We start from the raw sequence: 25,775 nt of genomic DNA, 5'->3' as shown, positions 1-25,775 counted from the left end.
GCGGTCTCCTAGGCGAGGAAGTTCTTGAGCTCGAACACGAGCTTGCGGACATGGCCGGAGAGCACAGGCGTGCCCATGGCCTTGAGTTTCTGGCGGTACCACGGGTCGACGCTCTGACTGCCTGAGCTGTTGACCGAGCCGACGGGGATGAACTTGACCCCCGACCGGTGGATCGCCTCGAAGTCGGTGATCAGTGAGCGGTTGTCGTAGAAGTCGGAGATCCACACCATCGCGGTGTTGCGCGGATCGGCGATCTTCGGTCTGGCCAGCGCCATCGCGACCGTGCCGTTGGTGCCGCCGCCCAGCGTGGTGCGCAGCAGCACCTCGAACGGGTCGCTCACCCACGGGGTCAGGTCGAGTGCCCTGGTGTCGTAGGCGATCAGGTGCACGTCGACCTTCGGCAGGCCGGCGAAGATCGAGGCCAGGATCGTGCAGTTGACCATGGCGTCCACCATCGAGCCCGACTGGTCGACGACCACGATCACGCGGGCCGGGGTGGTGCGGCGGGCGGTCTGCTTGTAGAAGAGCCGGTCCACGTAGAGCCGCTGGTCGTCGGGGCTCCAGTTGGTGAGGTTCTTCCAGATCGTCCGTTCGATGTCGAGGTTGCGGTAGACCCGCTTCGGCGGCACCGACCGGTCGATGACGCCCGCGCTGGCCTTCTCCACCTGGGTGCGCAGCACCTCGGCGACCTCGTCCACGAACCTGCGGATCAGCGCCTTGGCGTTGGCCAGCGCGACGCCCGACAGGTTGGACTTGTCGTGCAGGAGCTGCTCGATGAGCGACATGCTCGGCGTCAGCTGCTTGGCCAGGGCCGGATCGGCCAGCACCTCGCGCAGGCGCATGCGCTTGACCAGGTCGCCCTCCAGGCCGGCGAGGACCTTGGCCAGCTCTTCGTCGCCGACGCGATGGCGCAGCCCGCCAGGCTCGCAGCCCATGCCGCGCTCGAACCAGCCCGCGTCCTGCTTCCAGCTCTGCAACTGGCTCGCGCTGACGTTGCCCGAGCCGGTCGCGAACACGTTGAGCAGCAGCTTGGAGACCAGGGCCGCGCGGCGGACCTCGTCGCCCTCCTCGTGCTCCCGCTCGGTCATCAGGCCGTCGAACTGAGCGGCCAGCTCGGGGAAGCGCTGCACCAGGTTGTCCACCGACACCCCTGGGTCGAGCAGCGCGGGCGGCAGGCCCAGCTCGCCGACGATGCCGACGCTGGCGTTCTCCAGCGAGGGCTGCTCGTCGGGGCTGAACAGCCGCGACAGCAGCCGCCAGTAGAGCACCTGACGCTTGGTCTGGTCGGCGCTCTGCGTGACGGGGGTTGCGGGGGTCTCGGTCATTTGCGCAACAGCCGTCCCGCTCGTTCCCGCAGTACGGCGACCACGTCACCGTTCTTGGTCTCGGCCTTGGCCGCCTTCGGGTCGGTCGGGCCCTTGGCCCAGTCGCCGTTGTGCGCCGCGACCGGCTCCTTCTTGACCACCGACTGCACCGCGAGCGGCTGGAGCGACCACTGCCCGCCGTCCCAGCGCAGCAGGCCCACGCAGGCCGTCGAGGCCTTGAGCAGCGCGGGGGTGAGCGGGCCGCAGGACGGCAGCCGGTCGAGGTCGAACGCGAGCTTGCCGCCGCCCAGGGTCAGCGTGCGCCCGTCGGTCTTGTAGCCCTCGACGAAGACGGGCTCGGCGATGCGCACCGGATGGCGGTCGAGCGGCGTCACCGGCGCCGCCGTGGCCCCGCCGAGCTGGAGCCGGGCCGTGGCGAACGGGTCGGCCTCCGCGCCGGGACGGGCACGGTCGTCGTGCCACACCAGGTCGCCGCCGGGCAGCAGCGGCATGTCGGTGATCTCCACGCTGCGGTGCTCGGCCAGCGCGGCCAGCAGCGCGGGGTGGCCGCCGAGCAGCCGCCACACGGTTGGGCCGACGATCGTGTCGACCTTGGCGGCGGCCACGCTCGTACGGACGAGCCTGGCGGGCGCGCCTCCTGACGGCTCCAGCACGGCGTGCACCTGGACGCGGACGACGGTCGCGTGCTCGTGCACGTCGGCGCCCAGGATCAGCAGCCGGCCCGACACCTGCTCGGCGCCGCCCGGCCACGGGCCCTGCTGCGACAGCAGCATGGCGCGCGTCCACAGGTCGGCCCAGCGGCGGGCGGGCAGCCGCTCCATCGTGGCGATCGGGCTGGAGGCCCGCAGCTCTGTCGCCAGGCCGTCGAGCAGCACCGCCAGTCCGCGCAGCCCCGGCACGGCCAGCAGCGCCTCGATGGTCTGGTCGGCGGAGGCGACCAGGTCGTGATCGACGCCGCGCCAGCCCACGATGGCCAGCTCGCGCAGCCAGATGCGGCATCCGGCGAGCAGGTTGGCCGGCGCCTCGCTCTCGCCCGCGACCGGCTCCCAGGCGGCGCGGGTGCGGCCCAGCGCCGTGTCCAGGCGGGCGAGCAGCGCGTCGTGCACCGCGCCGAACAGCGCGGCCCGGGCGCCGGCCAGCGCCGCCAGATGCTCGTCCGCGACGGAGCCCGCGCTCACCTTCTCCACGGCCTCGCTCACGCGCCCGGCCAGCGGGGTGCCCGCCAGCGCGCCCGCCAGGGCGGCCAGCGCCGCCGCCGGCTCCTCGCCGATCCTGGCGAACCCGTGGGTGAGCGCCGCGTCGAACCCGGCCACCACGTCCAGCGCCGCGCCGGCCCCTGCGGGACCGTCCGCGATCAGCTCACTCAGCTGTACGTCGAGCATCAGCGCACCGCCCCCGTCGCCGGGAACCAGTGCAGCTCGGTCAGCGGGTCGGTGCTGTCGGGCACCTCCAGGTAGGCCAGGTGGCGCAGGAACCGGCTGAACACGACGGCCGCCGGCGTGCGCTCGACATGACCGTTGATGTGCTCCATCAGCCGCTCCCCCTCAGGGACCTCGACCCGCAGGTAACGGGCCACCCGGTCGAGCCCGTACTGCACGACCGCCTCGTCGGCCAGCGACCTGATGTGCTTGCACGCGTAGCCGTGCAGCGCGCCGCACGGCCGGTTGTTGTTGGTGCTGCAGCTCAGCGCGTGATCACCGGCGCTGATCGACGAGACGTAGACCCGCTCGATGTCGGATCCGCTCGACACGACGCCCTGCAGCCGGCCGTCGGCCAGCTCGACGAAGGGCACTTTCGCGAGCTTGCGCGGCTCCACGGGTGGCACCACCCGGAGCACACTGCGCTCTTCCCACGCGGCATTGTCCGCGTCCACGGCCTCAGAACCTCCCGCCCCTGCCGGCTCGCGGGACGGGCGGACATGCCCGTGCTCTCCGCGACCGGCTGATCGAATGATCCGGGAACTTACTAGAGGGCACCGACAGATCGGGGCCAAACGATCAAAGCGCCAGGCCCGCGCGGCCGGGGGCTGTCGCGCCGCGTCCGGAGCCGGCGATCGCGCGATCCGGCGGCCGTCCTGGCCAGCACGACCACGGGTGGATTGTTCATAATATTGTCGAACCAGATCTGTCCGTACGGCACCGGGAGAACGTCGTGACCGCAGGGTCCCCGCAGGAGGAGACACTGACCGACCGGGTCAGGTCGGCCATACTCGAGGGGGACTTCGTGCCCAACCAGCGGCTGGTCGAGGCCGACGTGTGCGAGCAGTTCGGCGCCGCGCGGGCGGCGGTGCGCGAGACGTTCAAGGAGCTCGCGGGGGAAGGTCTCGTCGAGATCCTGCGCAACAAGGGAGCCCGCGTCCGGGCGATCTCGCGCGAGGAGGCCGTCGAGATCACCGAGGTGCGGATGGTGCTGGAGGGCCTGTCCGCGGCCAAGGCCGCCGAACGGGTCACGCCCGAGCAGGCCGCGCGGCTGCGCGAGATCGTGGGCGACATGCGAGAGGCCGTGACGGTCAACGACCTCGACCGCTATTCGGAGCTGAACGCCGCCCTGCACGCCGAGATCCGCGCCATCGCCGGGCACCGCACCTCGGCGGCGATCATCGAACGGCTGGGGGCGCAGGTGGTGCGGCACAAGTTCCGCCTGGCCAGACAGCCGGGGCGGGCGGCGATCTCGCTGCCGCAGCACGAGCTGATCGTGGCGGCCATCGTGGCCCGCGACCCCGAGGCCGCGCAGACGGCCATGCAGCAGCACCTGCGCAGCGTCACCAAGGCTTTGGAAGCCGGGCCCACCTGACTACGGCCCCGCAGCCACTCCCGCTGAGCGCCCCTTCGGGGAAGGCGCACCACCTCGGAGACGCCGCCCGGCGGGGCCGCCGGCAGCCGTTACGGCGTTTTGTCCGGGGTGGGTGGGACGCCGGTGCGGGTTGCGTGGTCGAGGGTGGCGGTGGTGGCCTCGGTCATGGTGGCGGACACCCCGAGCTCCGTCAGCATCCGCGTGGCCGCCTCCATCTCGTGCACCCGCCGCACCCCGTGCTGCCCCGCGCCCTGAAGCAGCCGGACCACGAAGGCCTCGTCGGCGTTCTCGACGGTCTCCAGCAGATGCCCCCAGAACCACTCCCCCAGCCCGGCCGCCTCCGCCGCCCGCCGGGACTCGATGAGCAGGGCGCTGAGCCCTTTCACCAGCACGCTGCGCAGCAGTTTGCGGGCCGCGGCGTCGCCGGGCACGCCGCCGATCGGCGTCACGACCATGCCGTACGCGCCGGCGAACGCGGCGAACCGCTCCGCCTGCTCCCCGCTGGCCAGGACCGGCGTGGCCAGGCCGCGCAGCGGGATGGGCGCCATGATCGCCCCGTCCACGACGGCCGCGCCGCCCGGCTCCAGCACCTCGGCCAGGCGGCGCTTGTCGCCGGGCGCACCGGTGGACAGGTCGGCGTACAGGGCGCCGGGCTTGAGGTGGGGCAGCGACTCGGTGCCCGCCGTGAGACTGTCGGCCCCGGTGGTGACCGCGATGACGACGTCGGCCCCGCGTACGGCGGCGGCATTGGACGCGACCAGTTCACCGGACGCCGGTCCGCCGGGCGGGCAGGCCGGGTCGTACACGCGCAGCCGGACACGTCCGGCGAGTCCGCCGGCCAGGATGCGGCCGACCTCACCGTAGCCGAGCAGCGCGACCTGAGGGTCCTGCATGGACGTCCTTCCTGATCCGACACTCCTTGTTGTTGACAATATTGTCCATATTCAGCCAAGGCTAGCGGGCGGAGTCGGCGACCGTGCGTGGATTGCGAGCGAAAGTGTTGACAATCTTGCCGATCGGCTTTTAGCGTCGGCTGGGTGACCTCGGCAAAGACCTCATCCCGCACCCTTCTGGTGATCAGTGCCCACGCGGGCGACTTCGTCTGGCGCGCGGGCGGCGCGATAGCCCTCGCCACCAGCCGTGGCGAGCGCGCCAAGGTGGTCTGCCTCAGCTTCGGCGAACGCGGCGAGTCCGCGAAGGCGTGGCGGGCCGGCCGTACGCTCGACGAGATCAAGGCGATCCGCCGCGAGGAGGCGCAGAACGCCGCCGCGGCGCTGGGCGCGGAGATCGAGTTCTTCGACGCCGGCGACTACCCGCTGATCGAGAGCACCGAACTCGTCGACCGGCTCGTCCGCGTCTACCGGGAGCTCGAACCCGACGTGGTGCTGACCCATCCGCTGGCGGACCCGTACAACGGCGACCATCCGGCGGCGGCCCGCATGGCGCTGCAGGCGCGCGTGCTGGCGCAGGCGGCCGGCTACGACGCGCCCGGCGCGCCCCTCGGCGCGCCACCGGTGTTCTTCTTCGAGCCGCACCAGCCCGAGCAGTGCGACTTCAAGCCGGACCTGCTGCTCGACATCACCCCGGCCTTCGACAGGAAGCGCAAGGCCATGGAGTGCCTGCCGGCCCAGCAGCACATGTGGGACTACTACACCGACCTGGCCAAGCGGCGCGGCGTGCAGCTCAAGCGCAACGCGGGGCCCAACCTGGGGCTGGCGCACGACACCATGGGCGAGGCGTACATGCGGCTCTACCCGCAGGTCACGGACGTGCTCGCATGAGGAACGTGGTCGTCACCGGCATCTCGCGGGCGCCCGTCGACCGCATCGCCACCCTGGCCGCGTACGGCGTCGCGACCGTGCACGAAGCCCTCGGCCGCACCGGCTACCTCGGCCCCGGGCTGCGTCCCGCCTGGCCGGGCGCGCGGACCGGCGGCAACGCGGTCACCGTGGTGTGCTGGCCGGGCGACAACCTGATGATCCACGTCGCGGTCGAGCAGTGCCAGGAGGGCGATCTCCTGGTCGTCACCACGACGTCGCCGTGCACGGACGGCATGTTCGGCGAGCTGTTCGCGACCGCGCTGCGTCACCGCGGCGTGCGCGGCGTGGTGATCGACGCGGGCGTACGCGACGTGGCGGAGCTGCGGGCGATGGGCTTTCCCGCGTGGAGCTCGGCGGTCAGCGCGCAGGGCACGGTGAAGGCGACGCCGGGCGCGGTCAACGTGCCGGTCACGATCGGCGGGCAGGTCGTCCGGCCCGGCGACGCGATCATCGCCGACGACGACGGGGTGCTCGTGTGTCCCCGGCAGGACCTGGAGCGGGGCATCGAAGCCTCCGCCGCGCGGGCCGCAAAGGAGGCGGCGACGCGGGAGGCGTTCGAGAAGGGCGAACTCGGCCTCGACCGCTACGGGTTGCGCGAACGCCTGCCCGGACTCGGCATCACGTACGTGAGCGCGAAGGAGTACGACGGTGACTGATGACGGCGGTCAATGAGGGTGTGCCCTGCATGTTGATGCGGGGCGGCACCTCGAAGGGCGCCTACTTCCTGGCCTCCGACCTGCCCGCCGACCCGGCCGAGCGCGACGACCTGCTGCTGCGTGCCCTGGGCAGCCCCGACCCGCGCCAGATCGACGGCATCGGCGGCGCGCACCCGCTGACCAGCAAGGTCGCCGTGGTGTCACCGAGCGCCGACCCGTCGGCCGACCTCGACTACCTCTTCCTTCAGGTGGCCGTGGACGAGCCGGTGGTCTCGGCGGCGCAGAACTGCGGCAACCTGCTGGCCGGCGTCGGCCCGTTCGCCGTCGAGCGCGGGCTGGTCACGCCGGGCCGCGAGCACACCGAGGTGCGCATCCGCCTGCTGAACTCCGGCGGCGCGGCCACCGCGAGCTTCCCCACGCCCGGCGGGCGCGTCGACTACCGGGGCGGCACCGCCATCTCCGGCGTGCCGGGGACGGCCGCCGCCGTCGTGCTCGGGTTCGAGGACACGGCCGGCTCGGCCACCGGCGGCCTGCTGCCGACCGGCCGCGAGGTGGACGTGATCGACGGCGTCGAGGTGACGTGCGTCGACAACGGCATGCCGGTCGTGGTCGCGGCGGCTTCGGACCTGGGCATCACCGGGTATGAGCCGCACGAGGAACTGGCCGCCGACGAGGGGCTGCGCGAGCGGGTGCAGTCGCTGCGCCTGCAGGCCGGGAAACTCATGGGGCTCGGTGACGTGACGCGCCGGCCGGTGCCGAAGACCACGCTGGTGGCGCCGCCCAGGGACGGTGGGGCGCTGTGCACCCGTACGTTCATCCCGCTCAGGCCGCACGCGGCGATCGGGGTGCTGGGCGCCATCAGCGTCGTGACGGCGGCGCTGCTTGAGCACGGGGTGGCGCGCCGCCACGCCCGGCTGCCGGCGGGCAGCCGGGTGGACGTCGAGCATCCCACCGGCCATCTGCAGGTGGAGGTGGAGCTCGACCTGTCCACGAGCCCGCCCACGGCGGTGCGGGCCGCGAACGTCCGCACCGCGCGCAAGCTCTTCGACGGCACTCTCTTCCCCCGTTCCTGACCCGGCTCCCGCGCGCGCCGGGGCTTACTTCGCCGGGCCGACCGTCCAGGTGGGGTGCTCGCCGGGGGCCAGTTCGACGAAGTCGGGCAGGTCGCGCAGCGCCTCCTCCTCACCGCCCGGCGTGTACGTGGCGATGATCCGCAGCGGCCGCCAGCCGGTGTTGAACGTCGAGTGCAGCGTCCCCATGGGGATCCAGACGGCGTCACCGGCCTTGACCGGGAACTCCGGGTCGTCTCCGACCGTCTGGCACCCCTCCCCTTCGATGATGTAGAGGATCTCGTCGGAGTGGGGGTGCAGGTGGCGGTCGTGCCCCTTGTTCGGGTTGATCACCACCTCACCCAGCGTGGACGAGGCGCCGGGCACGCTGCCGGGCGTCACGTGCCATTTGATGGAGCCCCAGTCGAAGAGCATCGTGGGGACGGAGTCCGGTTCGCGGTGCATGTGACCCTTTCCTAGGCGGGCAGGCCCTTGAAGGCCCTGAGCTGGTCGGCGATGGCCCGTTCAGCGGGCAGGCGTTTCCATCGAGGAGGCGCCGAAGAAGCCGGCGACGCCGGAGGTGCGCTCCTGGATGTAGCGGACGTCGTCGGGCTCGGCGATGGGGCCGCCGTGGCACAGGACGATGACGTCGGGGTTCACCGCGACGGCGGCGTCACGCATCTCCTGGACGCGGACGGCCGACTCGTCGAGGGTCAGCGCGGTCTTGGCGCCGATGCTGCCCTTGGTGGTCAGGCCCATGTGCGGCACCAGGATGTCGGCGCCCGCCCGTGCCATGGCCTCCGCCTGCTCGGCGGTGAACACGTACGGGGCGGTGAGCAGGCCGCGCTCGGCGGCCAGCCGGATCATCTCGATCTCCAGGCCGAACCCCATGCCGGTCTCCTCCAGGTTCGCCCGGAAGACGCCGTCGATGAGGCCGACTGTGGGGAAGTTCTGCACGCCGGCGAAGCCCATGGCGGCCAGCTGGTCGAGGAACTGCGGCATCAGCCCCGCCAGCGAACCGCGCCCGGCCATCCTGAACCGGCCGGAGTTGTAGATGTTGACACCTCCCCCTCTGAAGGAAGGGGATTCCCACGGTCGCCCATGGGCCTTCCTGCTTCACGGCCAGTCGCCCGCCCGAGAGGGGTCTCGTTGAGGTCTTACACCGGCTCCACAGGCGTTTCAGCTCTCCGCCAGCCCGGCGGCGAGCACGTTCCTGGCCGCGTTCACATCCCGGTCATGGGCCGTGCCGCAGGCGCACTGCCACAGCCGGACGTTCAGCGGCATCGTCTCTTGCACGGTGCCGCAGGCCGGGCACAGCTTGCTGGAGGGGAACCAGCGGTCCACCACCACCAGCGTGCGCCCGTACCAAGCGGCCTTGTACTCCAGCATCGACCGCATCTCGCGCCAGCTCGCGTCCGAGACGGCGCGGGCCAGCGACTGATTGCGAAGCATGTTCCGAACAGCCAGGTCTTCCACGGCGATCACTTGATTCTCGCGAACGAGCCGTGTCGTGACCTTGTGCAGATGATCCCTTCTCCGGTCGGTGATCCGCGCGTGAGCGCGGGCCACCTTCAGGCGAGCCTTGGCCCGGTTGGCGCTGCCTTTCTCCTTGCGGGACAGCGCCCGCTGGGCTTTGGCGAGCTTGCGCCGGTCGCGGCGCTCGTGCCGGGGGTTGACGATCTTCTCGCCGGTGGAGAGTGTGGCCAGGGCGGTGATGCCCGCATCCACACCGACGTTCCGCGCGGTAGGAGGCAACGGACTGACGTTCTCCTCCACCAGGATGGACACGAACCAGCGCCCCGCAGCGTCCCGGCTCACGGTCACCGTGGACGGCTCGGCGCCCTCCGGCAGCGGACGCGACCACACGATCGCCAGCGGAGCGTCCATCTTCGCCAGCGTCAATTCGCCCTCGCGCCAGCGGAACGCCGAGCGGGTGTACTCCGCCGACGCCCGCGACTTCTTGCGGGACTTGAACGTCGGGTACTTGGCGCGTTTGGCGAAGAAGTTCGCGAACCCCGCCTGCAGATGCCGCAACGCCTGCTGAAGAGGGACCGACGACACCTCGCACAGAAAGGCGAACTCGCCACTGCGCTTCCACTCGGTGAGCATCGCCGACGACTCGGCGTAGGAGACCCGCTTGCCTTCCAGGTTGTAGGCGCGGGTGCGCTCTTCGAGGGCTTTGTTGTAGACGAGACGGACGCAGCCGAACGTCCGGGCAAGCTGCGAGGCCTGCTCGGAGGTCGGGTAGAAGCGGTATTTGTAGGCCCGCTTCACGATCTGCGCCACGCCCTGCATCCTACCAAACGATCAAGGACAATTCGCGCGCTTGTTCGATACGACGGTTCGGCTGGTGGCGAATCATCTGTTCCTGCGCTGCTCCGCAGGGATCCGGTTTCTCCTCCGCCTGAAGGCGGGGGTTTCCTCGGAGGTTTCTGATGATCAGGTCCACGCCGCCGGCCTCGGCCGCCTTGGCCGACAGGCCGGTGGTCTGTCCGGCCGCCATGATCAGGTCACGGACGTGGGCATACTCGGCGCCCTGGGTGTCGAAGGTCCCCAGCAGCAGCACGGCCATGTCCGGCCTCCTCGCGGTCTCGGGTTCTCCGCCCCCTGTGGCCTCCCCCGGCCACACGCGCGGTCACGCCTCCAAAGACGCGCGCGCCCGTGCGCGCGCTCCCCGGCCGCGCCCGTGCGCGGCTCTCGTCCGCCGCACCCACGGGCCGGCCGTCCCGAGCGGTCAGCGGGCGTGGACGATGAGCCAGGTCGCGACCGCCGTGACGGTGGCGGAGCGGTTGCCGATGCTGTGCGGCCGGTCGCACGGGAACGTGATCGAGTCGCCCACCCCCAGGGTGACCACCTCCGACTCGAACTCGATCGTCAGCTCCCCCGCCGTGACCGTCCCGACCTCGTAGCCCTCGTGCCGCAGGAAGCTCCCGTGGGCGGTGGAGACCGCGTGCGGCGGGTACGTGGACTCGAAGAACTCGACATCCGGCGTCGCCCCGGGCGACAGCCGGCGGAACGTCACCCCGCCGCCGAGCACGATCGGCGCCACCTCCCCGGCCCGCCGCACGGCCAGACCGGGCACGGACCCGGACCCCGAAACAGCGGCACCCGAAAAAGCGGACCCCGATACAGCGGCACCCGAGCCAGCGGACCCCAAGGCGGGCTCGTGCTCGTCGAAGACAGCCGACAGCGGCACGCCGATGGCGGCCGTGTAGGCGATCAGCCGGCTGACGGACGGCCGCATCGTCCCGCGCTCGATCTGCGACACCGCGCTGGCCGAGATGCCCAGCTCACGGGCCACCGCCCGCAGCGACTTGCCCGACCCGGCGCGCAGCTCGCGCAGCCGCCGGCCGAGATGTTCGCCGCCGAGCGCTTCCAGGTCCATGGGCCCCCATCGCCAACTGTTAACACGGACGCAATCAGCGCCCGGGTGTCCGGGCATACATTCGACCTAAGTGTTAAGCCATCACTTAACACTCCGGCGAACCCACCCCCCAAGGATGCCGCAGATGACACAACCCGCCACCACCACGTCCCCGCCGTCCTACGACCCCCGGCTCACCAACGAGGACCTGGCCCCGCTGAAGAAGCAGAGCTGGTCGTCGTACAACATCTTCGCCTTCTGGATGTCCGACGTGCACAGTGTCGGCGGCTACGTGACCGCGGGCAGCCTGTTCGCGCTCGGCCTGGCCAGCTGGCAGGTGCTGTTCGCGCTGCTCGCGGGCATCGTCATCGTCAACGTCTTCTGCAACCTGGTGGCCAAGCCGAGCCAGGTGACCGGGGTGCCGTACCCGGTGATCAACCGCGCCGTCTTCGGCGTGCTGGGCGCGAACATCCCGGCCATCGTGCGCGGCGCCATCGCGATCGCCTGGTACGGCGTGCAGACGTACCTGGCCTCGCAGTCGCTCATCATCATCTTCCTGAAGTTCTGGCCCGCCACCGCGGCGCTGAACGAGCCGACCTTCCTCGGCCTGTCCGTGCTCGGCTACATCTGCTACGCCATCCTGTGGGTGGCGCAGGCGGCGGTGTTCTGGCGCGGCATGGACGCGATCAGGCGCTTCGTGGACTGGGCCGGACCCGCCGTGTACGTGGTCATGCTCGTGCTGGCCGGCTACCTGGTCAGCCAGGCGGGCTGGGAGAACATCAGCCTGGACCTGTCGCAGGGCGACAGCCTCGGCTTCGCCGAGTCGATCCCCGTGATGCTGAGCGCCATCGCCCTGGTGGTGTCGTACTTCTCGGGGCCGATGCTCAACTTCGGCGACTTCTCCCGGTACGGGCGCAGCTTCGAGGCCGTCAAGCGGGGCAACTTCCTCGGCCTGCCGATCAACTTCCTGTTCTTCTCCCTGCTCACGGTGATCACGGCGTCGGCCACGGTGCCGGTCTTCGGTGAGCTGATCACCGACCCGATCCACACCGTGCAGCGCATCGACACGCCGTTCGCGATCCTGCTCGGCGGCCTGACGTTCGTCGTCGCGACCGTGGGCATCAACATCGTGGCGAACTTCATCTCACCGGCCTTCGACTTCTCCAACGTCAGCCCGCAGCGGATCAGCTGGCGTACCGGCGGGATGATCGCGGCGGTCGGCTCGGTGCTGCTCACGCCGTGGAACTGGTACGGCAACCCCGACGCCATCCACTACACGCTCGGCCTGCTGGGCGCGCTGATCGGGCCGCTGTTCGGCATCCTGATCGCCGGCTACTACGTCTGCGCCCGGCAGCGGGTGTCGGTGGACGAGCTGTTCACGATGGACCCGGGCGGGCGCTACTGGTTCAGCCGCGGCTACAACCCCAACGCGATCTGGGCCACGGTCGCGAGCGGCGGGCCCGCCATCGCGTCGGTGCTGGTGCCGAAGCTGATCACGGCGGTGGACGTGACCTGGATCGCCGACTACAGCTGGTTCATCGGCTGCGGGCTGGGCTTCGCGGCCATGATCGTCCTGGAGCGCCGCAACCCCAGGATCACCGCCGCATGACGCACCTCAAAGTGATCAACCCGAACACCGCCCTGGCCATGACCGACGCGATCGGTCGTTGCGCCAGGGCGGTGGCGTCCCCGGGGACCACCGTGACGGCCGTCAGTCCCTCCATGGGCCCGGAGTCGATCGAGAGTCACTACGACGAGGCGCTGGCGGTGCCGGGAGTGCTGGCGGAGGTGGCGGCGGGCGAGCGGGAGGGCGTGGACGCGTACGTCATCGCCTGCTTCGGCGACCCCGGCCTCGACGCCGCCAGGGAGCTGGCCACCGGGCCTGTGCTCGGGATCGCCGAGGCCGCCATGCACGCCGCCACCATGCTCGGCCGCGGCTTCAGCGTGGTGACGACCCTGTCCAGGACCGTGGGCCGGGCCTGGGACCTGGCCCACCACTATGGCTTCGCCACCGCCTGCAAGGGCGTGCACGCCTGCGACATCCCGGTCCTCGACCTGGAGCATCCCGACGCCCGCGCGGCGGTGATCCGGCTCTGCGCCGAGGCGGTCGAGCGGGACGGCAGCGATGCGGTGGTGCTGGGGTGCGCGGGCATGGCCGACTTCTGCGCCGAGGTGTCGCGGGCGACGTCGGTGCCGGTGATCGACGGCGTGAGCGCGGCCACCCGGTTCGCCGAGTCGCTGGTGGCGCTCGGCCTGCGGACCAGCACGCGCGGCGAGTACGCGCCCCCGCCTCCGAAGCGATACTCCGGCTTACTACGCGACTTCACATATTGACGGCATCCCAGACAGGAACTACGGTCGGTCTCATAACTTAAAGGAAACTTTCCTAATAGTTGGCATCCTTCACCCCTCACACCCCCCAACCGGATGTCGGAGCGTCATGAGACACAAGATCCTGAGCAAGCTCCTCGCGGTGCTGGCGGCGCTGGCACTTCCCCTCACGGCCCTGGCCGCCGCGCCGCCGCAGGCGCTGGCCTCCGCCCAGGCCGTCTTCGCCGACTGGGCGGCGTGGACGGCCTACTCGGCGGGCACGCGCGTCACGTACAACGGCGTCGAGTACGAGTGCGTCCAGAGCCACACCTCCCAGCCCGGCTGGGAGCCCCCGAACGTCCCGGCCCTGTGGCGGCCCACAGGCGGCGGAGGCGGCGACACCACGGCGCCGTCCGTGCCCGGCAACCTGCGCTCGACGGGCGTCACCAACAACAGCGTGGCCCTGGCCTGGAACGCCTCCACCGACAACGTCGCCGTCACCGGCTACGAGGTCTACCGAGGCGGCACCCTCGTCACCACCGTCACCGGCACCACCTACACCAACACCGGCCTGAACGCCGGCACCGCCTACACCTTCACCGTCCGCGCCCGCGACGCCGCCGGCAACCGCTCCGGCGAAAGCAACAGCGTCAACGCCACCACCACAGGCGGCGGAGGCGGCGACACCACCGCGCCCTCCGTGCCCGGCAACCTGCGCTCGACCGGCGTCACCAACAACAGCGTCGCCCTCGCCTGGAACGCCTCCACCGACAACGTCGCCGTCACCGGCTACGAGGTCTACCGAGGCGGCACCCTCGTCACCACCGTCACCGGCACCACCTACACCAACACCGGCCTGAACGCCGGCACCGCCTACACCTTCACCGTCCGCGCCCGCGACGCCGCCGGCAACCGCTCCGGCGAAAGCAACAGCGTCAGCGCCACCACCACGGGCGGCGGAGGCGGCGGGGGCAACAAGGTCCTCGGCTACTTCGTGCAGTGGGGCGTCTACCAGCGCGGCTACCACGTCAAGAACATCGACACCAGCGGCTCGGCGGCCAAGCTCACCCACATCAACTACGCCTTCGGCAACGTGCAGAACGGCCAGTGCACGATCGGCGACAGCTACGCCGACTACGACCGCTTCTACCAGGCGAACGAGAGCGTGGACGGCGTCGCCGACACCTGGGACGCGGGCGCGCTGCGCGGCAGCTTCAACCAGCTGCGCAAGCTCAAGCAGAAGTACCCCCACCTGAAGGTGCTGTTCTCCTTCGGCGGCTGGACCTGGTCCGGCGGCTTCGGCCAGGCGGCCCAGAACCCGGCGGCCTTCGCCAACTCCTGCTACAACCTGCTGGAGGACCCGCGCTGGGCGGACGTGTTCGACGGCATCGACATCGACTGGGAGTACCCGAACGCCTGCGGCCTGACCTGCGACAGCAGCGGCCCGGCCGCGTTCAGGAACGTCATGTCGGCGCTGCGCTCGCGCTTCGGCTCCAACTACCTGGTCACCGCCGCGATCACCGCCGACGGCACGAACGGCGGCAAGATCGACGCGGCCGACTACGGCGGCGCGGCGCAGTACCTCGACTGGTACAACGTCATGACTTATGACTACTTCGGGGCTTTCGCCCCGCAGGGCCCGACGGCTCCGCACTCGCCGCTGACCTCCTACAACGGCATCCCGACCCCGAACTTCCACTCCGACGCCGCGATCCAGAAGCTCAAGAGCAAGGGCGTGCCGGCCAGCAAGCTGCTGCTCGGGATCGGCTTCTACGGCCGCGGCTGGGCCGGGGTCTCACAGGCTGCGCCGGGCGGCTCGGCCTCCGGGCCGGCACCGGGTACGTGGGAGCAGGGCATCGAGGACTACAAGGTGCTCAAGACGCGCTGCCCGGCCACCGGCACGGTCGGCGGGACGGCGTACGCGTACTGCGGCAACCAGTGGTGGAGCTACGACACGCCGGCCACCATCGGCGGCAAGATGAGCTACTCGAAGAACCAGGGCCTCGGCGGCGCGTTCTTCTGGGAGCTCAGCGGCGACACCACGAACGCCGAACTGCTCACGGCCATGAAGAACGGCCTGGGCTGACCGGATGTACCGTTCGGCCGGCCACGAGCCGGCCGAACGGCGGCACCGGCTGACCCGGCCGACCAGCCCACCGGCTGATCGGCCGGCCGGCCGGTCGCGGGATCGGCCGACCAAGCGATCGGCCGATCCCTATACGGGCCGGCCCTCCGTCCGGGGAGGGCCGGCCCGCCCAGCCGAGCCCGCCCGAGCCCGCCCGACCGAGCCCGCCCGAGCCCGCCCGAGCCCGCTCAGCCCAGCTCGCGCAGGTGCTCGTCCGTCAGGGTCACGGTCGAGGCGCCCAGGTTCTCCTCCAGGTGCGCGATCGACGAGGTGCCGGGGATCGGCGCGACCACCGGCGACCGGGCCAGCAGCCAGGCCAGCGCGACCTGCGAAGGCGTCGCCCCCACGGCCTTGGCGACATGCTCGACGGGGCTGCCGGACCCGGCCAGCGCCCCCTTGGCGACGGGGCTGTAGGGGATGAACACGAGCCCCTCCCGCTCGCAGTGCTCCAGCACGTCCTCGGAGTCGCGCAGGGTGAGGTTGTAGCGGTTCTGGACGCTGGCGATGCCGACGACGCGCCGCGCCCGTTCCAGCACCTCGACGGTCACCTCCGACAGCCCGATGTCGGCGATCTTGCCTTCGTCGCGCAGCGCCTTCAGCTCGCCCACCTGGTCCTCCAGCGGCACTTGCGGGTCCACGCGGTGCAGCTGCAGCAGGCCGAGCCGCTCGGCGCCGAGCCGGCGCAGGCTCATCTCGACCTCCTGCCGCAGGTACTCGGGCCGCCCCACCGGATGCCACTGGCCCGGCCCCGTGCGCACGAACCCGGCCTTCGTCGCGATCAGCAGGTCCTCCGGGTACGGGTGCAGCGCCTCGCGGATGAGCTCCTCGTTGACGTAGGGCCCGTACGAGTCGGCGGTGTCGATGAAGTTCACGCCCAGCTCGACCACCCGGCGCAGCACCCTGACGGCCTCGTCGTGATCACGCGGCGGCCCCCAGACGCCGGGCCCGGTGAGACTCATGGCCCCGTAGCCGAGGCGGTGCACGGTCTTGCCGCCGAGGGCGACAGTGCCGGTGGACGAGAGGGAGATGGACATGCGGTTCCCCGTTTCGAGTGCGACGTTCCAGGTCCGTGATGCAACGGATACGCGGTCAATCTTCCCTATCACCCCGCGGATGAATACGTTTCGGGAGCACGTGCGCATTTTGACCCGATTCACCGTCCACGTTCGAGGAGCAAGCATGCGTTCCCGCTTACGCAAGGGCGTGCTCGGCGCCGTCACCGCCGCCGCCGTGGCCCTGTCGCCCCTGGCCATCGCCTCCCCCGCCGACGCCCGCGTGCCTGGGCATGGGCCCGGACACGGACACGGGCCCAAGGACGCCGTGGACAAGCTGGTCAAGGCGGTCTCCGGCAAGAACGTCAAGAAGCACCTGAAGGCGTTCCAGGCCATCGCCTCCGCGAACGACAACACCCGTGTCTCCGGGACGCGCGGCTTCGACCGGTCCCGCGACTATGTGGCCGGCAAACTGCGCCACGCCGGGTACGACGTGACGATCCAGCCCTTCGAGTTCACCTTCGAGGGCTACATCACGCCGCCCGTGCTGCAGAAGACGAACGGGACGCCCAAGTCGTACACGTACGGGTTCTTCAGCGACTACGTCGCGATGGTGGACTCGCCCGCCGGTGGCGTCACCGGCACCGTCCAGGGCGTGGACCTCGTGCTGCCGCCTGGGGCGCCGAACTCCTCGACCTCGGGGTGCGAGGCGAGCGACTTCGCCGGGTTCACCGCCGGCAACGTCGCGCTCATGCAGCGCGGCACCTGCAACTTCCGCGTCAAGGTGGACAACGCCATGGCCGCCGGCGCCTCCGCCGCCATCGTCTTCAACGAGGGGCAGGAGGGCCGTACGGAGGTCGACCTCAACCCGACGCTGGGCGGGCCCGGCGTGACGATCCCGTCGTTCTTCACCAGCTTCGCCGTCGGCCAGGAACTGGCCGCGGCCGGCAGCACGGTCAAGATGAACTGGGACCCGATCGTGGAGACCAGGACCACCTACAACGTGATCGCGCAGAGCAGGAAGGGCGACCCTAACAACGTCGTCATGCTCGGCGCGCACCTGGACAGCGTCCAGGAGGGGCCCGGCATCAACGACAACGGCTCGGGCAGCGCCGGCACCCTGGAGGTCGCGCTGCAGATGGCCAAGATCAAGCCGAAGAACCAGCTGCGCTTCGCCTTCTGGGGCGCCGAGGAGTTCGGCCTGCTCGGCTCGCAGCACTACGTGGACTCGCTGACGCAGGAGCAGCGGGACAAGATCACGTTGTACCTGAACTTCGACATGATCGGCTCGCCCAACTACACGTTCGGCATCTACGACGGCGACGGTGACGCCTTCGGCACCGCCGGGCCGCCCGGATCCGACGTGATCGAGGAGGACTTCGAGAAGTTCTTCGCCAGGCGCGGGCAGCCCTTCACGGCGACGGCGTTCACCGGGCGCTCCGACTACGGGCCGTTCATCGCGGTCGGCATCCCGTCGGGCGGCCTGTTCACCGGGGCCGAGGTGCGCAAGACCGAAGAGGAGGCGGCGATCTTCGGCGGCACGGCCGGCATCCCGCTCGACCCCTGCTACCACAGCTCCTGCGACACGATCAAGAACATCAACGACAAGGCGCTGGACGTGAACTCCGACGCCATCGCGACCCTCGCGGGCCGCTACGCCTTCGACACCGGCACGATCGGCATCACCCCGCCGGCGCCGACGGCACGCAGCGGCGACGCCCGGGCCCACACCCACGGGCCCGCGATCTCCGCGAGCTGACCCCCGGCCGCCCCGCGCCTCCCCCATCCGGAGGCGCGGGGCGGCTCCCCCCAGCGGTGCGGCTGTCAGGGGCGGGGCTGGTGGCCGTAGCGGACCGGTTTCGGGCCGCGCAGCCGTACCTCGGGATCGGGCATCGCCTGCTCCCGCCCCGCCCGCACCACGGCCGGCTCGACGACCGGCTCGGCCTCCCCCGCCGCCACGATCCGCCGCACCAGCCGCTCGCGCAGCCCGGCCGCGACCTCGGCGTGCGAGCCGTACCCCGCCAGGTTGACCAGCTCGTACGGATCATGCTCCAGGTCGTAGAGCGCCTGCTCGCGATACCGATCGGCGGCAGGGACGTCCCACGGGTCGGCGCCCTCGGCCACGGCGTAGTACTTCCACCGCGACGTACGGATGCCGCGCCCCACCTCCGACTCGCTCACCTGGAAGAAGACCTCCTCGGGCCAGCCCGCGCGGGAGTCGCGCACCAGCGGCAGGAACGAGCGGCCCTGCATCTCCTCGGGCACGTCAAGCCCGGCGGCGTCCAGCAGCGTCGGCGGTAGGTCGAGCGTGCTGACCGGCCGGCCGATCGCGCCGCCGCCGTCGAAGCCGGGCCCGCGCAGCGCCAGCGGCACCCGCAGGGAGGCGTCGTGGCAGGAGCGCTTGTACTCGCCGTTGCGGGTCTTGAAGTGGTTGCCGTGGTCGGAGGTGTAGGCCACGATCGTGTCGTCCAGCAGGTCCATGCTGCGCAGCGCGTCGAGCAGCCGGCCGAGCCCTTCGTCCAGGCGTTTGACCTGACCCAGGTAGCCGCCCATGTGCCGGTGCGCGGTGCCGCCGAGCGCGGCCAGGTCCGGCGGCATCCAGCGGCCCTGGTAGCGCTCCTCGTAGCCGTCGGGGGCCGGGTAGTCGTCCGTCTCGTTCTGGTGGTGCGGCTCCAACAGCGACAGGAAGAGGAAGAACGGCTCGGCGGCATGATCAGCGTGGTCGGCGACGAACCGCACGGCCGCGTCGAACAGCGCGTCGGAGCGGTAGCCGGGCAGCAGGACGGGCTCGTTCGCCTCGTCGTAGACGATCGTCCGGTAGGCGTCGGAGGTGTGCTCGAGCGCGTTGGCCCCGAGCCACGACCGGTAGCCGCCGCGCCGCTCCTCGGGCACCGGCTCGGTGCCGGCCAGGTGCCACTTGCCGATGTAGCCGGTGGCGTAGCCGGCCGCGCCGAAGTGGTGCGCCAGCGTGCGCTCCTCCGGCGGCAGGACGCGGCCGTTGCGGTGCACGCCGGTCGTGGTCGGGTAGCGGCCGGTCTGCAGGGCCGCGCGGGCGGGCGCGCACACCGGCTGCGGGGTGATCGCCACCGTGGCCTGGGTGCCGTGCCTGGCCATCCGGTCGAGGTTCGGGGTGAAGGGACCGACGGTGTCCCACCGCTGCTGGTCGGTGAAGACGACGATCACGTTCGGACGCAAGAGTGAAAGCTCCTTGTGTGGGTTACTTGAGGCCGGTCAGGGCGATGCCGCGGACGAAGTACCGCTGGGTCAGGACGAACAGGACGGCCGTGGGAACGAAGAGGATCACCGAGCCGGCCGCCGTGAGGTGCCACAACGTGAAGTACTCCTGGTTGAACAGGGTGAGCCCGACCGGGATGGTGCGCATCTCGGGCGTGCTGGTGGCGACCAGCGGCCAGAGGAACTCGTTCCACTGGAAGACGAACGTGAACAGCCCGAGCACGGCGAGGGCCGGCCGCGTCTGCGGCAGGATGACACTGCGGTAGATCCGCAGCTCGGAGGCGCCGTCGATGCGGGCCGCGCTGATCAGGTCGTCGGGGATGGGCTGGATGAACTGCCGCATCAGGAAGATGCCGAACGCGTCCATGAGGAACGGGGTGATGAGCCCCTGGTACGTGTCGAGCCACCCCAGGTTGGCCATCAGCACGTACAGCGGGATCATCCGCACGAAGAACGGCACCATCAGCGTGGCCAGCAGCGCCACGAACAACGTGTTGCGCAGCGGGAAGCGGAACTTGGCGAAGACGTACCCGACGAGCGGGTCGAACAGCAGGTGCGCCAGCGTGATGCAGCCGGCCACGACGAGGCTGTTGACGATGAAGTTCCCGAACGGCGCGCGGACGAACAGCTCGGCGTAGTTGCCCCACTGCGGCGAGTCCGGCCACAGGACGGCGTCGGCCGACAGCGTCTCGGCCTCCGTCTGGAGCGACAGCGAGACCATGTAGAGCAGCGGCAGCACCGTGGCCAGGCAGGCCAGGCCGAGCAGGGTGTAGAGCAGCGGCCTGCGCATCAGTACGTGACCTCCCCGCGCCGCCCCGCCCTGAGCTGGATCAGGGTGAACGCCACGATCACGATCAGCAGCAGCACCGACTGCGCCGAGGAGTAGCCGAAGTCCCTGGTACGGAAGGCGACGTTGAAGATGTGGAAGACCGACAGGTCGGTGGCGTCGCCCGGCCCGCCGCCGGTGATGATGTACGCCTGCCCGAACGCCTGCAGCCCCGAGATGACCGCCATCACCGACACGAACAGCGTGGTCGGGGCGAGCAGCGGCAGCGTGATCCGCCAGAAGCGGCGCCAGGCGTCGGCCCCGTCGATCTTGGCGGCCTCGTGGTAGGTCTCGGGGATGCCCTGCAGCCCGGCCAGGAACAGCACCATCGTGTAGCCGACGCTCTGCCAGAGGGTGACGGCGGCGATCGTGAGCAGCGGCGCTGTGTTGAGCCAGGCCTGTCCCGGCAGCCCCATCGCGCCCAGCACCCGGTTCAGCACGCCGAGGTCGGGGTCGAGGATGTTACGCCACAGCAGGCCGACGATGGCCACCGAGGTCAGGTACGGCACCAGCAGCAGCACCCGGAACACCACCCGGCCCCTGAGCGGCTGGTCGATCGCCATGGCCAGGGCCAGCCCGAGCACGATCGACCCGATCACCACCATCACCGCGAAACCGGCCGTGATCAGGAACGAGTGCCGGACGGCCGGATCGGACAGGGCCTGACCGTAGTTGCCCAGGCCCGCCCACTGGTCGGCCATCGGGCCCGTGCGGAAGCCGGTGGCCACCACGTTGCCGATCGGCAGGTAGAAGAAGGCGGCGAAGAACAGGATCGCGGGCAGCAGGAACAGGTAGGCGGTCCTGGCGTACCGGCCCTGCAACGTGCGGGGCGTTGCAAGGCTTCGCAGGGTGCGGGGGCTCACTTCAGGAAGCCCTCGGCGTTCGCGGCGAACCTGCGCAGCGTCTCGTCCGCCGGCCGGTTCTGGATGAGCACCTGCTGGTACATGACCTTCAGCTCCTCCTCCCATTTGCCCAGCTTACCGGTCAGGCGTACCTGCTGGGAGGAGTCCTTGGCGCCCGGGAGCGCGTCGGCGAAGACCTTGAGCGCCGCGTCCGAGCGCACCTCGGGCAGCTCGGCCCAGGAGACGCGCGGCATGAGCATGCCGGTCTCCTTGGTGGCGGCCCGTTCGACGTCGAGGGTGGTGATGCGCTTGATGAAGTCCCACGACAGGTCGGGCCTGGTCGCCTTGGCCGGCACGAACATGCTGACCCCGGCCGCCTGCGTGGCCGCCACCTTGTGCTTGAGCGGCGGCGCGACGCCCAGGTCGATGTCCGGGCTGGTCTTCCTGATCGGCTCCAGGTCCCAGGGGCCGGTGAGGATCATGGCGGCGCGCCCGGCGGAGAACAGCTTCTGCGGGCCCGAGTAGTCGGTGCCCGACACCGGCACGGGGGCGACCTTGTGCTTGTGCACCAGGTCGGCCTGGAACTGCAGGGCGGCGACCGCGTCCTCGATCGGGGTCATCACCTTGCCGGTCTGCGGGTCGTACGGGGTGACGCCGGCCTGCACCATCCACGGCCACAGGTAGGTGTAGTCCTGGTTGAGCGCGACGCCGTGGACGCCGTCCTTGGTCAGTTTCTTGGCCGCGTCGAGGAACTCCTCCCAGGTGGCGGGCACCTCCACGCCCGCGTCGCGGAGCATCGCCTTGTTGTAGAGCAGCGTGTTGCAGGTCAGGTGCAGCTGCACCCCGTACACCTTGCCCTGGTAGGAGTTGCGCTCGACCGTCACCGGCTGCCAGTCCGAGGGGAAGCCCATCGCCGCGCCGTCGCGGTCGACGTAGTCCTGCAGCGAGCGGGCGTTGCCGGAGACGGCGAACTCCTGCACCCACCCGCCGGGCTCCTCCACCAGGTCGGGAACGGTCCCGGAGGCGAAGTCGGCCAGCAGCCTGGTCCGCAGGTCGGGCCACTGGTACTTCTGCAGGTTGACCTTGACCTTGTTGGCCTGCTCGAACTCAGCGATCATCTTGCGGTAGGCCTGGTAGTCGTGGCCGGCGTTCCAGTAGACGGTGAAGGTGCCGGGGGCGGCGCTCTGCGTGGTGGGCGCTCCCGCGCAGGACGCCAGCACCGGCACGGCGGCGGCCGCCCCGGCGAGACGGAACAGGTCACGGCGTGAGGGGTGGGAATGCATCTCGGGGTTTCCCTTCTAGGACGAGCCCCGCCGGATGAAGGTCCACGAACGGACGATCTCGCGGGCGGGTGGCGGCTCCTCGGCCTGGAGGCGGTCGAAGAGCAGGCGTACGACGTCGGTGTAGTCGTGCCGGAGCGGGCCGACGGTGCTGAGCGGCGGATTGCTGATGAGACCCTCGTCGATGTTGCCCGCGCCGACGATCGCGACGTCCTGCGGCACGCTCAGCCCCAGGTCCCTGGCCGCCCAGATGGCGCTGATCGCCGCCCGGTCGGAGGCGGCGAAGATCGCGTCGGGCCGGTCGGGCGAGCTCAGCAGCTCAGTCGCCGTCTGGTACGCCGAGACGCGGTCGTCCGCGCCCCCGGTGACGATCCGCTCCTCGACGCCGTGCCGGTCGAGGGCCGTGGTGTAGCCGAGCAGCCGCCCGGCGGGCTTGTCGCGGTAGACCTCGTGCCGGTGCGCCATGAACGCGACGCGCCGGCGCCCGCCCGCCAGCAGGTGCTCGACCGCCTCCGCGGTCGCCTCGGCCTCGGGGGTACGGACGACGTCGCAGCCTTCGAGCCCGCTCTCGTTGCTCATCACCACCATCGGCAGCCCGGTGGCGGCCAGGCCGGAGAGCAGGTCGCGGGTGAGGTGGTCGCCGACGAGGTTGATCAGGACGCCGTCGGCGATGCCGCCGCGCAGCACCTCGACCGCGGCCTTCGCGCGGGCCTCTGAGTAGACGGACAGCGACACCACGGAGTAGCCCCGCGCGTCGGCCATCTCGTGCAGGTCCGTGGCGAGGCGCTCGTCGCTCGGCACGCCGCCGAACGAGCTGAGCACCAGGCAGACCCGCTGGGTGCGGCGCTTGCGCAGGCTCCTGGCGGCCTGGTTGGGGGTGTAGCCGAGCTGTCTGGCGGCGTCGAGCACCCGCTGCCTGGTCTCGGCGGCGACCGGACGGTCTTTGCCGCTGAGCACGTAGGAGACGGTCGCCACTGACACGTTCGCCAGTTCGGCCACTTGTCGCGCTGTTGGTCTCATGTTAGTCGAATAACCTAGCATTCCCTACAGGAGATTAGGGTAATTTCGGAGGCTGGATCTCGGCAGGCAGGTCGGCGCGTGGAGGGATGTCACGCCTCGGCTCGCGACCGATGTGAATCGATTAACACCGTATGCCGCACCCTCCACCCGGATCAAGAGCCGATTCCGGATGAGCGTCACCGGCCGGGGGCGGAGGCGGCCCGCGTGCCGCTGAAGCGTGGCGCGCGGATTTCTTGATCACTCTCGGTTACCTTGCCAGGTGGATGGGGGGATCTGTTGTGAATGGTTCGGCACGCGCGCGGGGTCCGGTTTCTCGCAGGTTGTTCGTCACCGGCATGTTCGCCGCCCTGGGCGCCACACCGGCCGCCGCAGGGGCGGCCACCGGGGGCGTCGGGGGCGTCCAGGGCGTCCAGGGCGCCGGCGGCATCGGCAGCAGGGTGGCGCGGCCGTCGCGCGGGGTGACGTTGCGGGCGCGTCCCGCGTCGGTCTCGCTGGGGCGGCGTACCGTCTCCACCTGGGCGTACGGCGAGTCGCTGCCCGGGCCGCGCATCGATGCCACCGCCGGCGGCGTCGTCAGGGCCAGGCTCGTCAACGACCTGCCCGCGCCGACCACCGTGCACTGGCACGGCATCAGGATCGACCCCCGGATGGACGGCGCCCCCGGCTACACCCAGCAGCCGACCCGGCCTGGCGGCACATTCGACTACGTCTTCGAGGTGCCCGACCCGGGCACGTACTTCTACCACTCGCACGTCGGCATGCAGAACGACCGCGGCCTGTACGGGCCGCTGATCGTCGAGGACCCGCGCGAGCCGCTCGGGTACGACGAGGAGTTCACGGTCCTGCTCGACGACTGGCTCGACGGCGTCTCGGGCACGCCCGACGACGCGCTGCGCCGGCTCAACGCCAGTACCGAGCACGACGACACGCTGCGCAGCGACCTGCTGGGCGGGGTGGTGGGCGAGTTGCGCCATCCGTACCATCTGGTCAACGGCCGCACGCCGGACGCGCCCGCGGTCTTCACCAGCCGTCCGGGGCGGCTCGTCCGGTTCCGGGTGATCAACGCGGCGGCCGACACCCCGTTCCGGGTGGCGCTCGGCGGTCACCGCATCGCCATCACCCACACCGACGGCTTCCCGTGCCGGCCGGTCACGGTGGACACGTTCCTCATCGGCATGGGCGAGCGGTACGACTTCCTCGTCCGGCTGGGGCCGGGGGCGTTCCCGCTGGTGGCGGAGGCGGAGGGCAAACAGGCGCGGGCGTTCGCCGTCGTCCGTACGACGAAGCTCGCCTCCACCCCGAACAGGAACGTCCGGCTGCCCGAGCTGAACGGCCGCATCCTCACCTACGCCGACCTGGAGGCCCGCGACTCCGACGAGCTCCCGCGCCCGGCCAGGAGGGTGACCGTCACGCTCGGCATGCGGCCGTCGGGCAACGAGTGGACGATGAACGACCGGCTCGCGAACGACCCGATGCGGCTGCGCGTGGAGCGGGGCGAGACGATCAGGATCGTCCTGGACAACCAGTCGCCGATGTGGCACCCGATGCACCTGCACGGCCACACCTTCCAGCTGCGCGGCACGGGGTGGGGCGGGCCGCGCAAGGACACGGTGAACATCAAGCCGCGCGAGCGCCTGAACATCGACGTCCAGGCCGACAACCCCGGCGAATGGATGTTCCACTGCCACAACCTGTACCACCAGGAACAGGGCATGATGGGCACCTTCGGCTACGGCCCCCAACCCCCCGGCCTCGGCCACAGCACCCACGGCAGCCAAGGCAGTCGAAGCGACCGCGGCGGCAATGGCTCCCCTGCCGGTCACGGTGGCAAGGACGCTCACGGCGGCCGATCCGGTCGCGGTGGCAACGGCGGTCGCGGCGGCGACGATGGCCGCGACGGTCGAGGTCGCAGCGGCCAGGGCGCTCGCGGCGATCGCGGCGGCGATGGCGGCGGCGATGGGGGTCGCGGCGATGACGCGCGGGGCGGTCAAGGCGGTGCCGGCAGTCGTGGCGCGAGCCGGCCCGACCAGCCGGCCGAGCGTCCCGCATCCCGCCGTCACCGGGGCGAAGGCGGCAGCTGAGCCGCCGGCATCTCCCGCCGTCCCCCCGCACTGCGGCGATACACCGCTCTGTCCATGG

Annotated in this window: 24 protein-coding genes; 9 read left to right on the top strand and 15 right to left on the bottom strand. The window is 70.8% G+C overall.

Annotated elements, in window-relative coordinates; translation table 11 throughout:
- Nucleotides 1-8: 8 nt before the first annotated feature.
- Genes AB0C28_RS16550 through AB0C28_RS16540 form a run of 3 tightly spaced genes read right to left on the bottom strand, consistent with a single transcriptional unit; the run spans nucleotide 9 to nucleotide 3,198 of the window.
- Complete coding sequence (locus AB0C28_RS16550) at nucleotides 9-1,325, bottom strand: VWA domain-containing protein (RefSeq protein ID WP_357836601.1); 1,317 nt, start codon at nucleotides 1,323-1,325, stop codon at nucleotides 9-11.
- Nucleotides 1,322-2,707, bottom strand: coding sequence for a hypothetical protein (locus tag AB0C28_RS16545; protein ID WP_357836604.1), 1,386 nt, complete (start codon nucleotides 2,705-2,707; stop codon nucleotides 1,322-1,324). Before AB0C28_RS16545 ends, AB0C28_RS16550 begins: the two co-directional genes overlap by 4 nt.
- Nucleotides 2,707-3,198: a hypothetical protein gene (locus AB0C28_RS16540; protein ID WP_346103759.1), complete on the bottom strand. Its 492-nt coding sequence runs from the start codon at nucleotides 3,196-3,198 to the stop codon at nucleotides 2,707-2,709. The genes AB0C28_RS16545 and AB0C28_RS16540 overlap by 1 nt, the downstream gene beginning before the upstream one ends.
- A gap of 278 nt (nucleotides 3,199-3,476) precedes the next feature.
- Here AB0C28_RS16540 and AB0C28_RS16535 point away from each other — a divergent pair, with 278 nt between their 5' ends.
- Nucleotides 3,477-4,118 carry a GntR family transcriptional regulator gene (locus AB0C28_RS16535; protein ID WP_357836607.1) on the top strand — a complete coding sequence of 214 codons (642 nt, stop codon included), beginning with the start codon at nucleotides 3,477-3,479 and terminating at the stop codon, nucleotides 4,116-4,118.
- 89 nt (nucleotides 4,119-4,207) lie between these two features.
- Here the strand turns inward: AB0C28_RS16535 and AB0C28_RS16530 are convergent, their stop codons facing one another.
- Nucleotides 4,208-5,011 (bottom strand): DUF1932 domain-containing protein, encoded by an 804-nt coding sequence (locus AB0C28_RS16530; protein WP_358075174.1) that lies wholly within the window; start codon nucleotides 5,009-5,011, stop codon nucleotides 4,208-4,210.
- A gap of 144 nt (nucleotides 5,012-5,155) precedes the next feature.
- Between AB0C28_RS16530 and AB0C28_RS16525 the strand changes: the two genes are divergently transcribed.
- The 3 genes from AB0C28_RS16525 to AB0C28_RS16515 are packed head-to-tail and all read left to right on the top strand — an operon-like array spanning nucleotide 5,156 to nucleotide 7,667.
- A complete protein-coding gene (locus tag AB0C28_RS16525) occupies nucleotides 5,156-5,899 on the top strand; it encodes a PIG-L deacetylase family protein (RefSeq protein WP_357836613.1) in 744 nt (247 codons plus the stop codon).
- Nucleotides 5,896-6,594: a 4-carboxy-4-hydroxy-2-oxoadipate aldolase/oxaloacetate decarboxylase gene (locus tag AB0C28_RS16520; protein WP_358075171.1), complete on the top strand. Its 699-nt coding sequence runs from the start codon at nucleotides 5,896-5,898 to the stop codon at nucleotides 6,592-6,594. The genes AB0C28_RS16525 and AB0C28_RS16520 overlap by 4 nt, the downstream gene beginning before the upstream one ends.
- Nucleotides 6,594-7,667 carry a 4-oxalomesaconate tautomerase gene (locus AB0C28_RS16515; RefSeq protein WP_358075168.1) on the top strand — a complete coding sequence of 358 codons (1,074 nt, stop codon included), beginning with the start codon at nucleotides 6,594-6,596 and terminating at the stop codon, nucleotides 7,665-7,667. The genes AB0C28_RS16520 and AB0C28_RS16515 overlap by 1 nt, the downstream gene beginning before the upstream one ends.
- Before the next feature lie 24 nt (nucleotides 7,668-7,691).
- Here AB0C28_RS16515 and AB0C28_RS16510 read toward each other — a convergent pair whose 3' ends face one another.
- The 5 genes from AB0C28_RS16510 to AB0C28_RS16490 form a co-directional block, all read right to left on the bottom strand.
- Complete coding sequence (locus tag AB0C28_RS16510) at nucleotides 7,692-8,108, bottom strand: cupin domain-containing protein (RefSeq protein ID WP_357836623.1); 417 nt, start codon at nucleotides 8,106-8,108, stop codon at nucleotides 7,692-7,694.
- A 60-nt stretch (nucleotides 8,109-8,168) separates the two neighbouring features.
- Entirely contained in the window at nucleotides 8,169-8,675 is a 507-nt protein-coding gene (locus AB0C28_RS16505) for a phosphoenolpyruvate hydrolase family protein (protein WP_358075165.1), read from the bottom strand.
- Nucleotides 8,676-8,822: 147 nt separating this feature from the next.
- A complete protein-coding gene (locus AB0C28_RS16500) occupies nucleotides 8,823-9,938 on the bottom strand; it encodes an RNA-guided endonuclease TnpB family protein (RefSeq protein WP_358075162.1) in 1,116 nt (371 codons plus the stop codon).
- Nucleotide 9,939: 1 nt separating this feature from the next.
- Nucleotides 9,940-10,215, bottom strand: coding sequence for a hypothetical protein (locus tag AB0C28_RS16495; protein ID WP_358075159.1), 276 nt, complete (start codon nucleotides 10,213-10,215; stop codon nucleotides 9,940-9,942).
- A 162-nt stretch (nucleotides 10,216-10,377) separates the two neighbouring features.
- On the bottom strand, nucleotides 10,378-11,028 hold the full coding sequence (locus AB0C28_RS16490; RefSeq protein WP_357836635.1) for an XRE family transcriptional regulator: 651 nt from the start codon (nucleotides 11,026-11,028) through the stop codon (nucleotides 10,378-10,380).
- Between the two features lie 124 nt (nucleotides 11,029-11,152).
- Between AB0C28_RS16490 and AB0C28_RS16485 the strand changes: the two genes are divergently transcribed.
- The 3 genes from AB0C28_RS16485 (at nucleotide 11,153) to AB0C28_RS16475 (ending at nucleotide 15,403) form a co-directional block, all read left to right on the top strand.
- Entirely contained in the window at nucleotides 11,153-12,616 is a 1,464-nt protein-coding gene (locus tag AB0C28_RS16485) for an NCS1 family nucleobase:cation symporter-1 (protein ID WP_357836638.1), read from the top strand.
- Nucleotides 12,613-13,341, top strand: coding sequence for an aspartate/glutamate racemase family protein (locus tag AB0C28_RS16480; protein WP_358075156.1), 729 nt, complete (start codon nucleotides 12,613-12,615; stop codon nucleotides 13,339-13,341). The genes AB0C28_RS16485 and AB0C28_RS16480 overlap by 4 nt, the downstream gene beginning before the upstream one ends.
- 106 nt (nucleotides 13,342-13,447) lie before the next feature.
- Nucleotides 13,448-15,403 (top strand): glycosyl hydrolase family 18 protein, encoded by a 1,956-nt coding sequence (locus tag AB0C28_RS16475; RefSeq protein ID WP_358075153.1) that lies wholly within the window; start codon nucleotides 13,448-13,450, stop codon nucleotides 15,401-15,403.
- A 227-nt stretch (nucleotides 15,404-15,630) separates the two neighbouring features.
- Here AB0C28_RS16475 and AB0C28_RS16470 read toward each other — a convergent pair whose 3' ends face one another.
- Nucleotides 15,631-16,476, bottom strand: coding sequence for an aldo/keto reductase (locus AB0C28_RS16470; RefSeq protein WP_357836647.1), 846 nt, complete (start codon nucleotides 16,474-16,476; stop codon nucleotides 15,631-15,633).
- 145 nt (nucleotides 16,477-16,621) lie between these two features.
- Here AB0C28_RS16470 and AB0C28_RS16465 point away from each other — a divergent pair, with 145 nt between their 5' ends.
- Complete coding sequence (locus AB0C28_RS16465; RefSeq protein ID WP_358075149.1) at nucleotides 16,622-18,193, top strand: M28 family metallopeptidase; 1,572 nt, start codon at nucleotides 16,622-16,624, stop codon at nucleotides 18,191-18,193.
- A gap of 65 nt (nucleotides 18,194-18,258) precedes the next feature.
- Here AB0C28_RS16465 and AB0C28_RS16460 read toward each other — a convergent pair whose 3' ends face one another.
- From AB0C28_RS16460 to AB0C28_RS16440, 5 genes are read right to left on the bottom strand one after another with little or no spacing between them, the layout of a single operon-like run.
- The gene (locus tag AB0C28_RS16460) at nucleotides 18,259-19,629 is read right to left on the bottom strand and encodes a sulfatase-like hydrolase/transferase (protein ID WP_358075146.1); all 1,371 of its coding nucleotides are present in this window, start codon (nucleotides 19,627-19,629) and stop codon (nucleotides 18,259-18,261) included.
- Nucleotides 19,630-19,651: 22 nt separating this feature from the next.
- Nucleotides 19,652-20,458 carry a carbohydrate ABC transporter permease gene (locus AB0C28_RS16455; protein WP_357836655.1) on the bottom strand — a complete coding sequence of 269 codons (807 nt, stop codon included), beginning with the start codon at nucleotides 20,456-20,458 and terminating at the stop codon, nucleotides 19,652-19,654.
- The gene (locus AB0C28_RS16450; protein ID WP_358075143.1) at nucleotides 20,458-21,357 is read right to left on the bottom strand and encodes a sugar ABC transporter permease; all 900 of its coding nucleotides are present in this window, start codon (nucleotides 21,355-21,357) and stop codon (nucleotides 20,458-20,460) included. Before AB0C28_RS16450 ends, AB0C28_RS16455 begins: the two co-directional genes overlap by 1 nt.
- The gene (locus tag AB0C28_RS16445) at nucleotides 21,354-22,619 is read right to left on the bottom strand and encodes an extracellular solute-binding protein (protein ID WP_357836661.1); all 1,266 of its coding nucleotides are present in this window, start codon (nucleotides 22,617-22,619) and stop codon (nucleotides 21,354-21,356) included. The genes AB0C28_RS16450 and AB0C28_RS16445 overlap by 4 nt, the downstream gene beginning before the upstream one ends.
- Nucleotides 22,620-22,634: 15 nt before the next feature.
- On the bottom strand, nucleotides 22,635-23,636 hold the full coding sequence (locus AB0C28_RS16440; protein WP_358075140.1) for a LacI family DNA-binding transcriptional regulator: 1,002 nt from the start codon (nucleotides 23,634-23,636) through the stop codon (nucleotides 22,635-22,637).
- A gap of 335 nt (nucleotides 23,637-23,971) precedes the next feature.
- On the opposite strand from AB0C28_RS16440, the gene AB0C28_RS16435 reads away from it, so the two are divergent.
- Nucleotides 23,972-25,717: a multicopper oxidase family protein gene (locus tag AB0C28_RS16435; RefSeq protein ID WP_358075137.1), complete on the top strand. Its 1,746-nt coding sequence runs from the start codon at nucleotides 23,972-23,974 to the stop codon at nucleotides 25,715-25,717.
- Nucleotides 25,718-25,775: the final 58 nt, after the last annotated feature.

Origin of the sequence: Nonomuraea sp. NPDC048892, assembly GCF_040649735.1 — a bacterium.
In the GTDB taxonomy this organism is placed as follows: domain Bacteria; phylum Actinomycetota; class Actinomycetes; order Streptosporangiales; family Streptosporangiaceae; genus Nonomuraea; species Nonomuraea maheshkhaliensis.
The sequence above is the reverse complement of the archived record's forward strand: the minus strand, read 5'-3'. Positions and strand labels throughout refer to the sequence as shown.

Excerpts from the sequence above, each read along its gene's own strand:
- AB0C28_RS16515 (WP_358075168.1), top strand. The coding sequence starts at position 6,594 with ATGACGGCGGTCAATGAGGGTGTGCCCTGCATGTTGATGCGGGGCGGC.
- AB0C28_RS16545 (WP_357836604.1), bottom strand. The coding sequence starts at position 2,707 with ATGCTCGACGTACAGCTGAGTGAGCTGATCGCGGACGGTCCCGCAGGG.
- AB0C28_RS16510 (WP_357836623.1), bottom strand. The coding sequence starts at position 8,108 with ATGCACCGCGAACCGGACTCCGTCCCCACGATGCTCTTCGACTGGGGC.
- AB0C28_RS16530 (WP_358075174.1), bottom strand. The coding sequence starts at position 5,011 with ATGCAGGACCCTCAGGTCGCGCTGCTCGGCTACGGTGAGGTCGGCCGC.
- AB0C28_RS16470 (WP_357836647.1), bottom strand. The coding sequence starts at position 16,476 with ATGTCCATCTCCCTCTCGTCCACCGGCACTGTCGCCCTCGGCGGCAAG.
- AB0C28_RS16480 (WP_358075156.1), top strand. The coding sequence starts at position 12,613 with ATGACGCACCTCAAAGTGATCAACCCGAACACCGCCCTGGCCATGACC.
- AB0C28_RS16465 (WP_358075149.1), top strand. The coding sequence starts at position 16,622 with ATGCGTTCCCGCTTACGCAAGGGCGTGCTCGGCGCCGTCACCGCCGCC.
- AB0C28_RS16485 (WP_357836638.1), top strand. The coding sequence starts at position 11,153 with ATGACACAACCCGCCACCACCACGTCCCCGCCGTCCTACGACCCCCGG.
- AB0C28_RS16500 (WP_358075162.1), bottom strand. The coding sequence starts at position 9,938 with ATGCAGGGCGTGGCGCAGATCGTGAAGCGGGCCTACAAATACCGCTTC.
- AB0C28_RS16490 (WP_357836635.1), bottom strand. The coding sequence starts at position 11,028 with ATGGACCTGGAAGCGCTCGGCGGCGAACATCTCGGCCGGCGGCTGCGC.
- AB0C28_RS16495 (WP_358075159.1), bottom strand. The coding sequence starts at position 10,215 with ATGGCCGTGCTGCTGCTGGGGACCTTCGACACCCAGGGCGCCGAGTAT.
- AB0C28_RS16445 (WP_357836661.1), bottom strand. The coding sequence starts at position 22,619 with ATGCATTCCCACCCCTCACGCCGTGACCTGTTCCGTCTCGCCGGGGCG.
- AB0C28_RS16505 (WP_358075165.1), bottom strand. The coding sequence starts at position 8,675 with ATGGCCGGGCGCGGTTCGCTGGCGGGGCTGATGCCGCAGTTCCTCGAC.
- AB0C28_RS16455 (WP_357836655.1), bottom strand. The coding sequence starts at position 20,458 with ATGCGCAGGCCGCTGCTCTACACCCTGCTCGGCCTGGCCTGCCTGGCC.
- AB0C28_RS16475 (WP_358075153.1), top strand. The coding sequence starts at position 13,448 with ATGAGACACAAGATCCTGAGCAAGCTCCTCGCGGTGCTGGCGGCGCTG.
- AB0C28_RS16550 (WP_357836601.1), bottom strand. The coding sequence starts at position 1,325 with ATGACCGAGACCCCCGCAACCCCCGTCACGCAGAGCGCCGACCAGACC.
- AB0C28_RS16440 (WP_358075140.1), bottom strand. The coding sequence starts at position 23,636 with ATGAGACCAACAGCGCGACAAGTGGCCGAACTGGCGAACGTGTCAGTG.
- AB0C28_RS16435 (WP_358075137.1), top strand. The coding sequence starts at position 23,972 with ATGTTCGCCGCCCTGGGCGCCACACCGGCCGCCGCAGGGGCGGCCACC.
- AB0C28_RS16520 (WP_358075171.1), top strand. The coding sequence starts at position 5,896 with ATGAGGAACGTGGTCGTCACCGGCATCTCGCGGGCGCCCGTCGACCGC.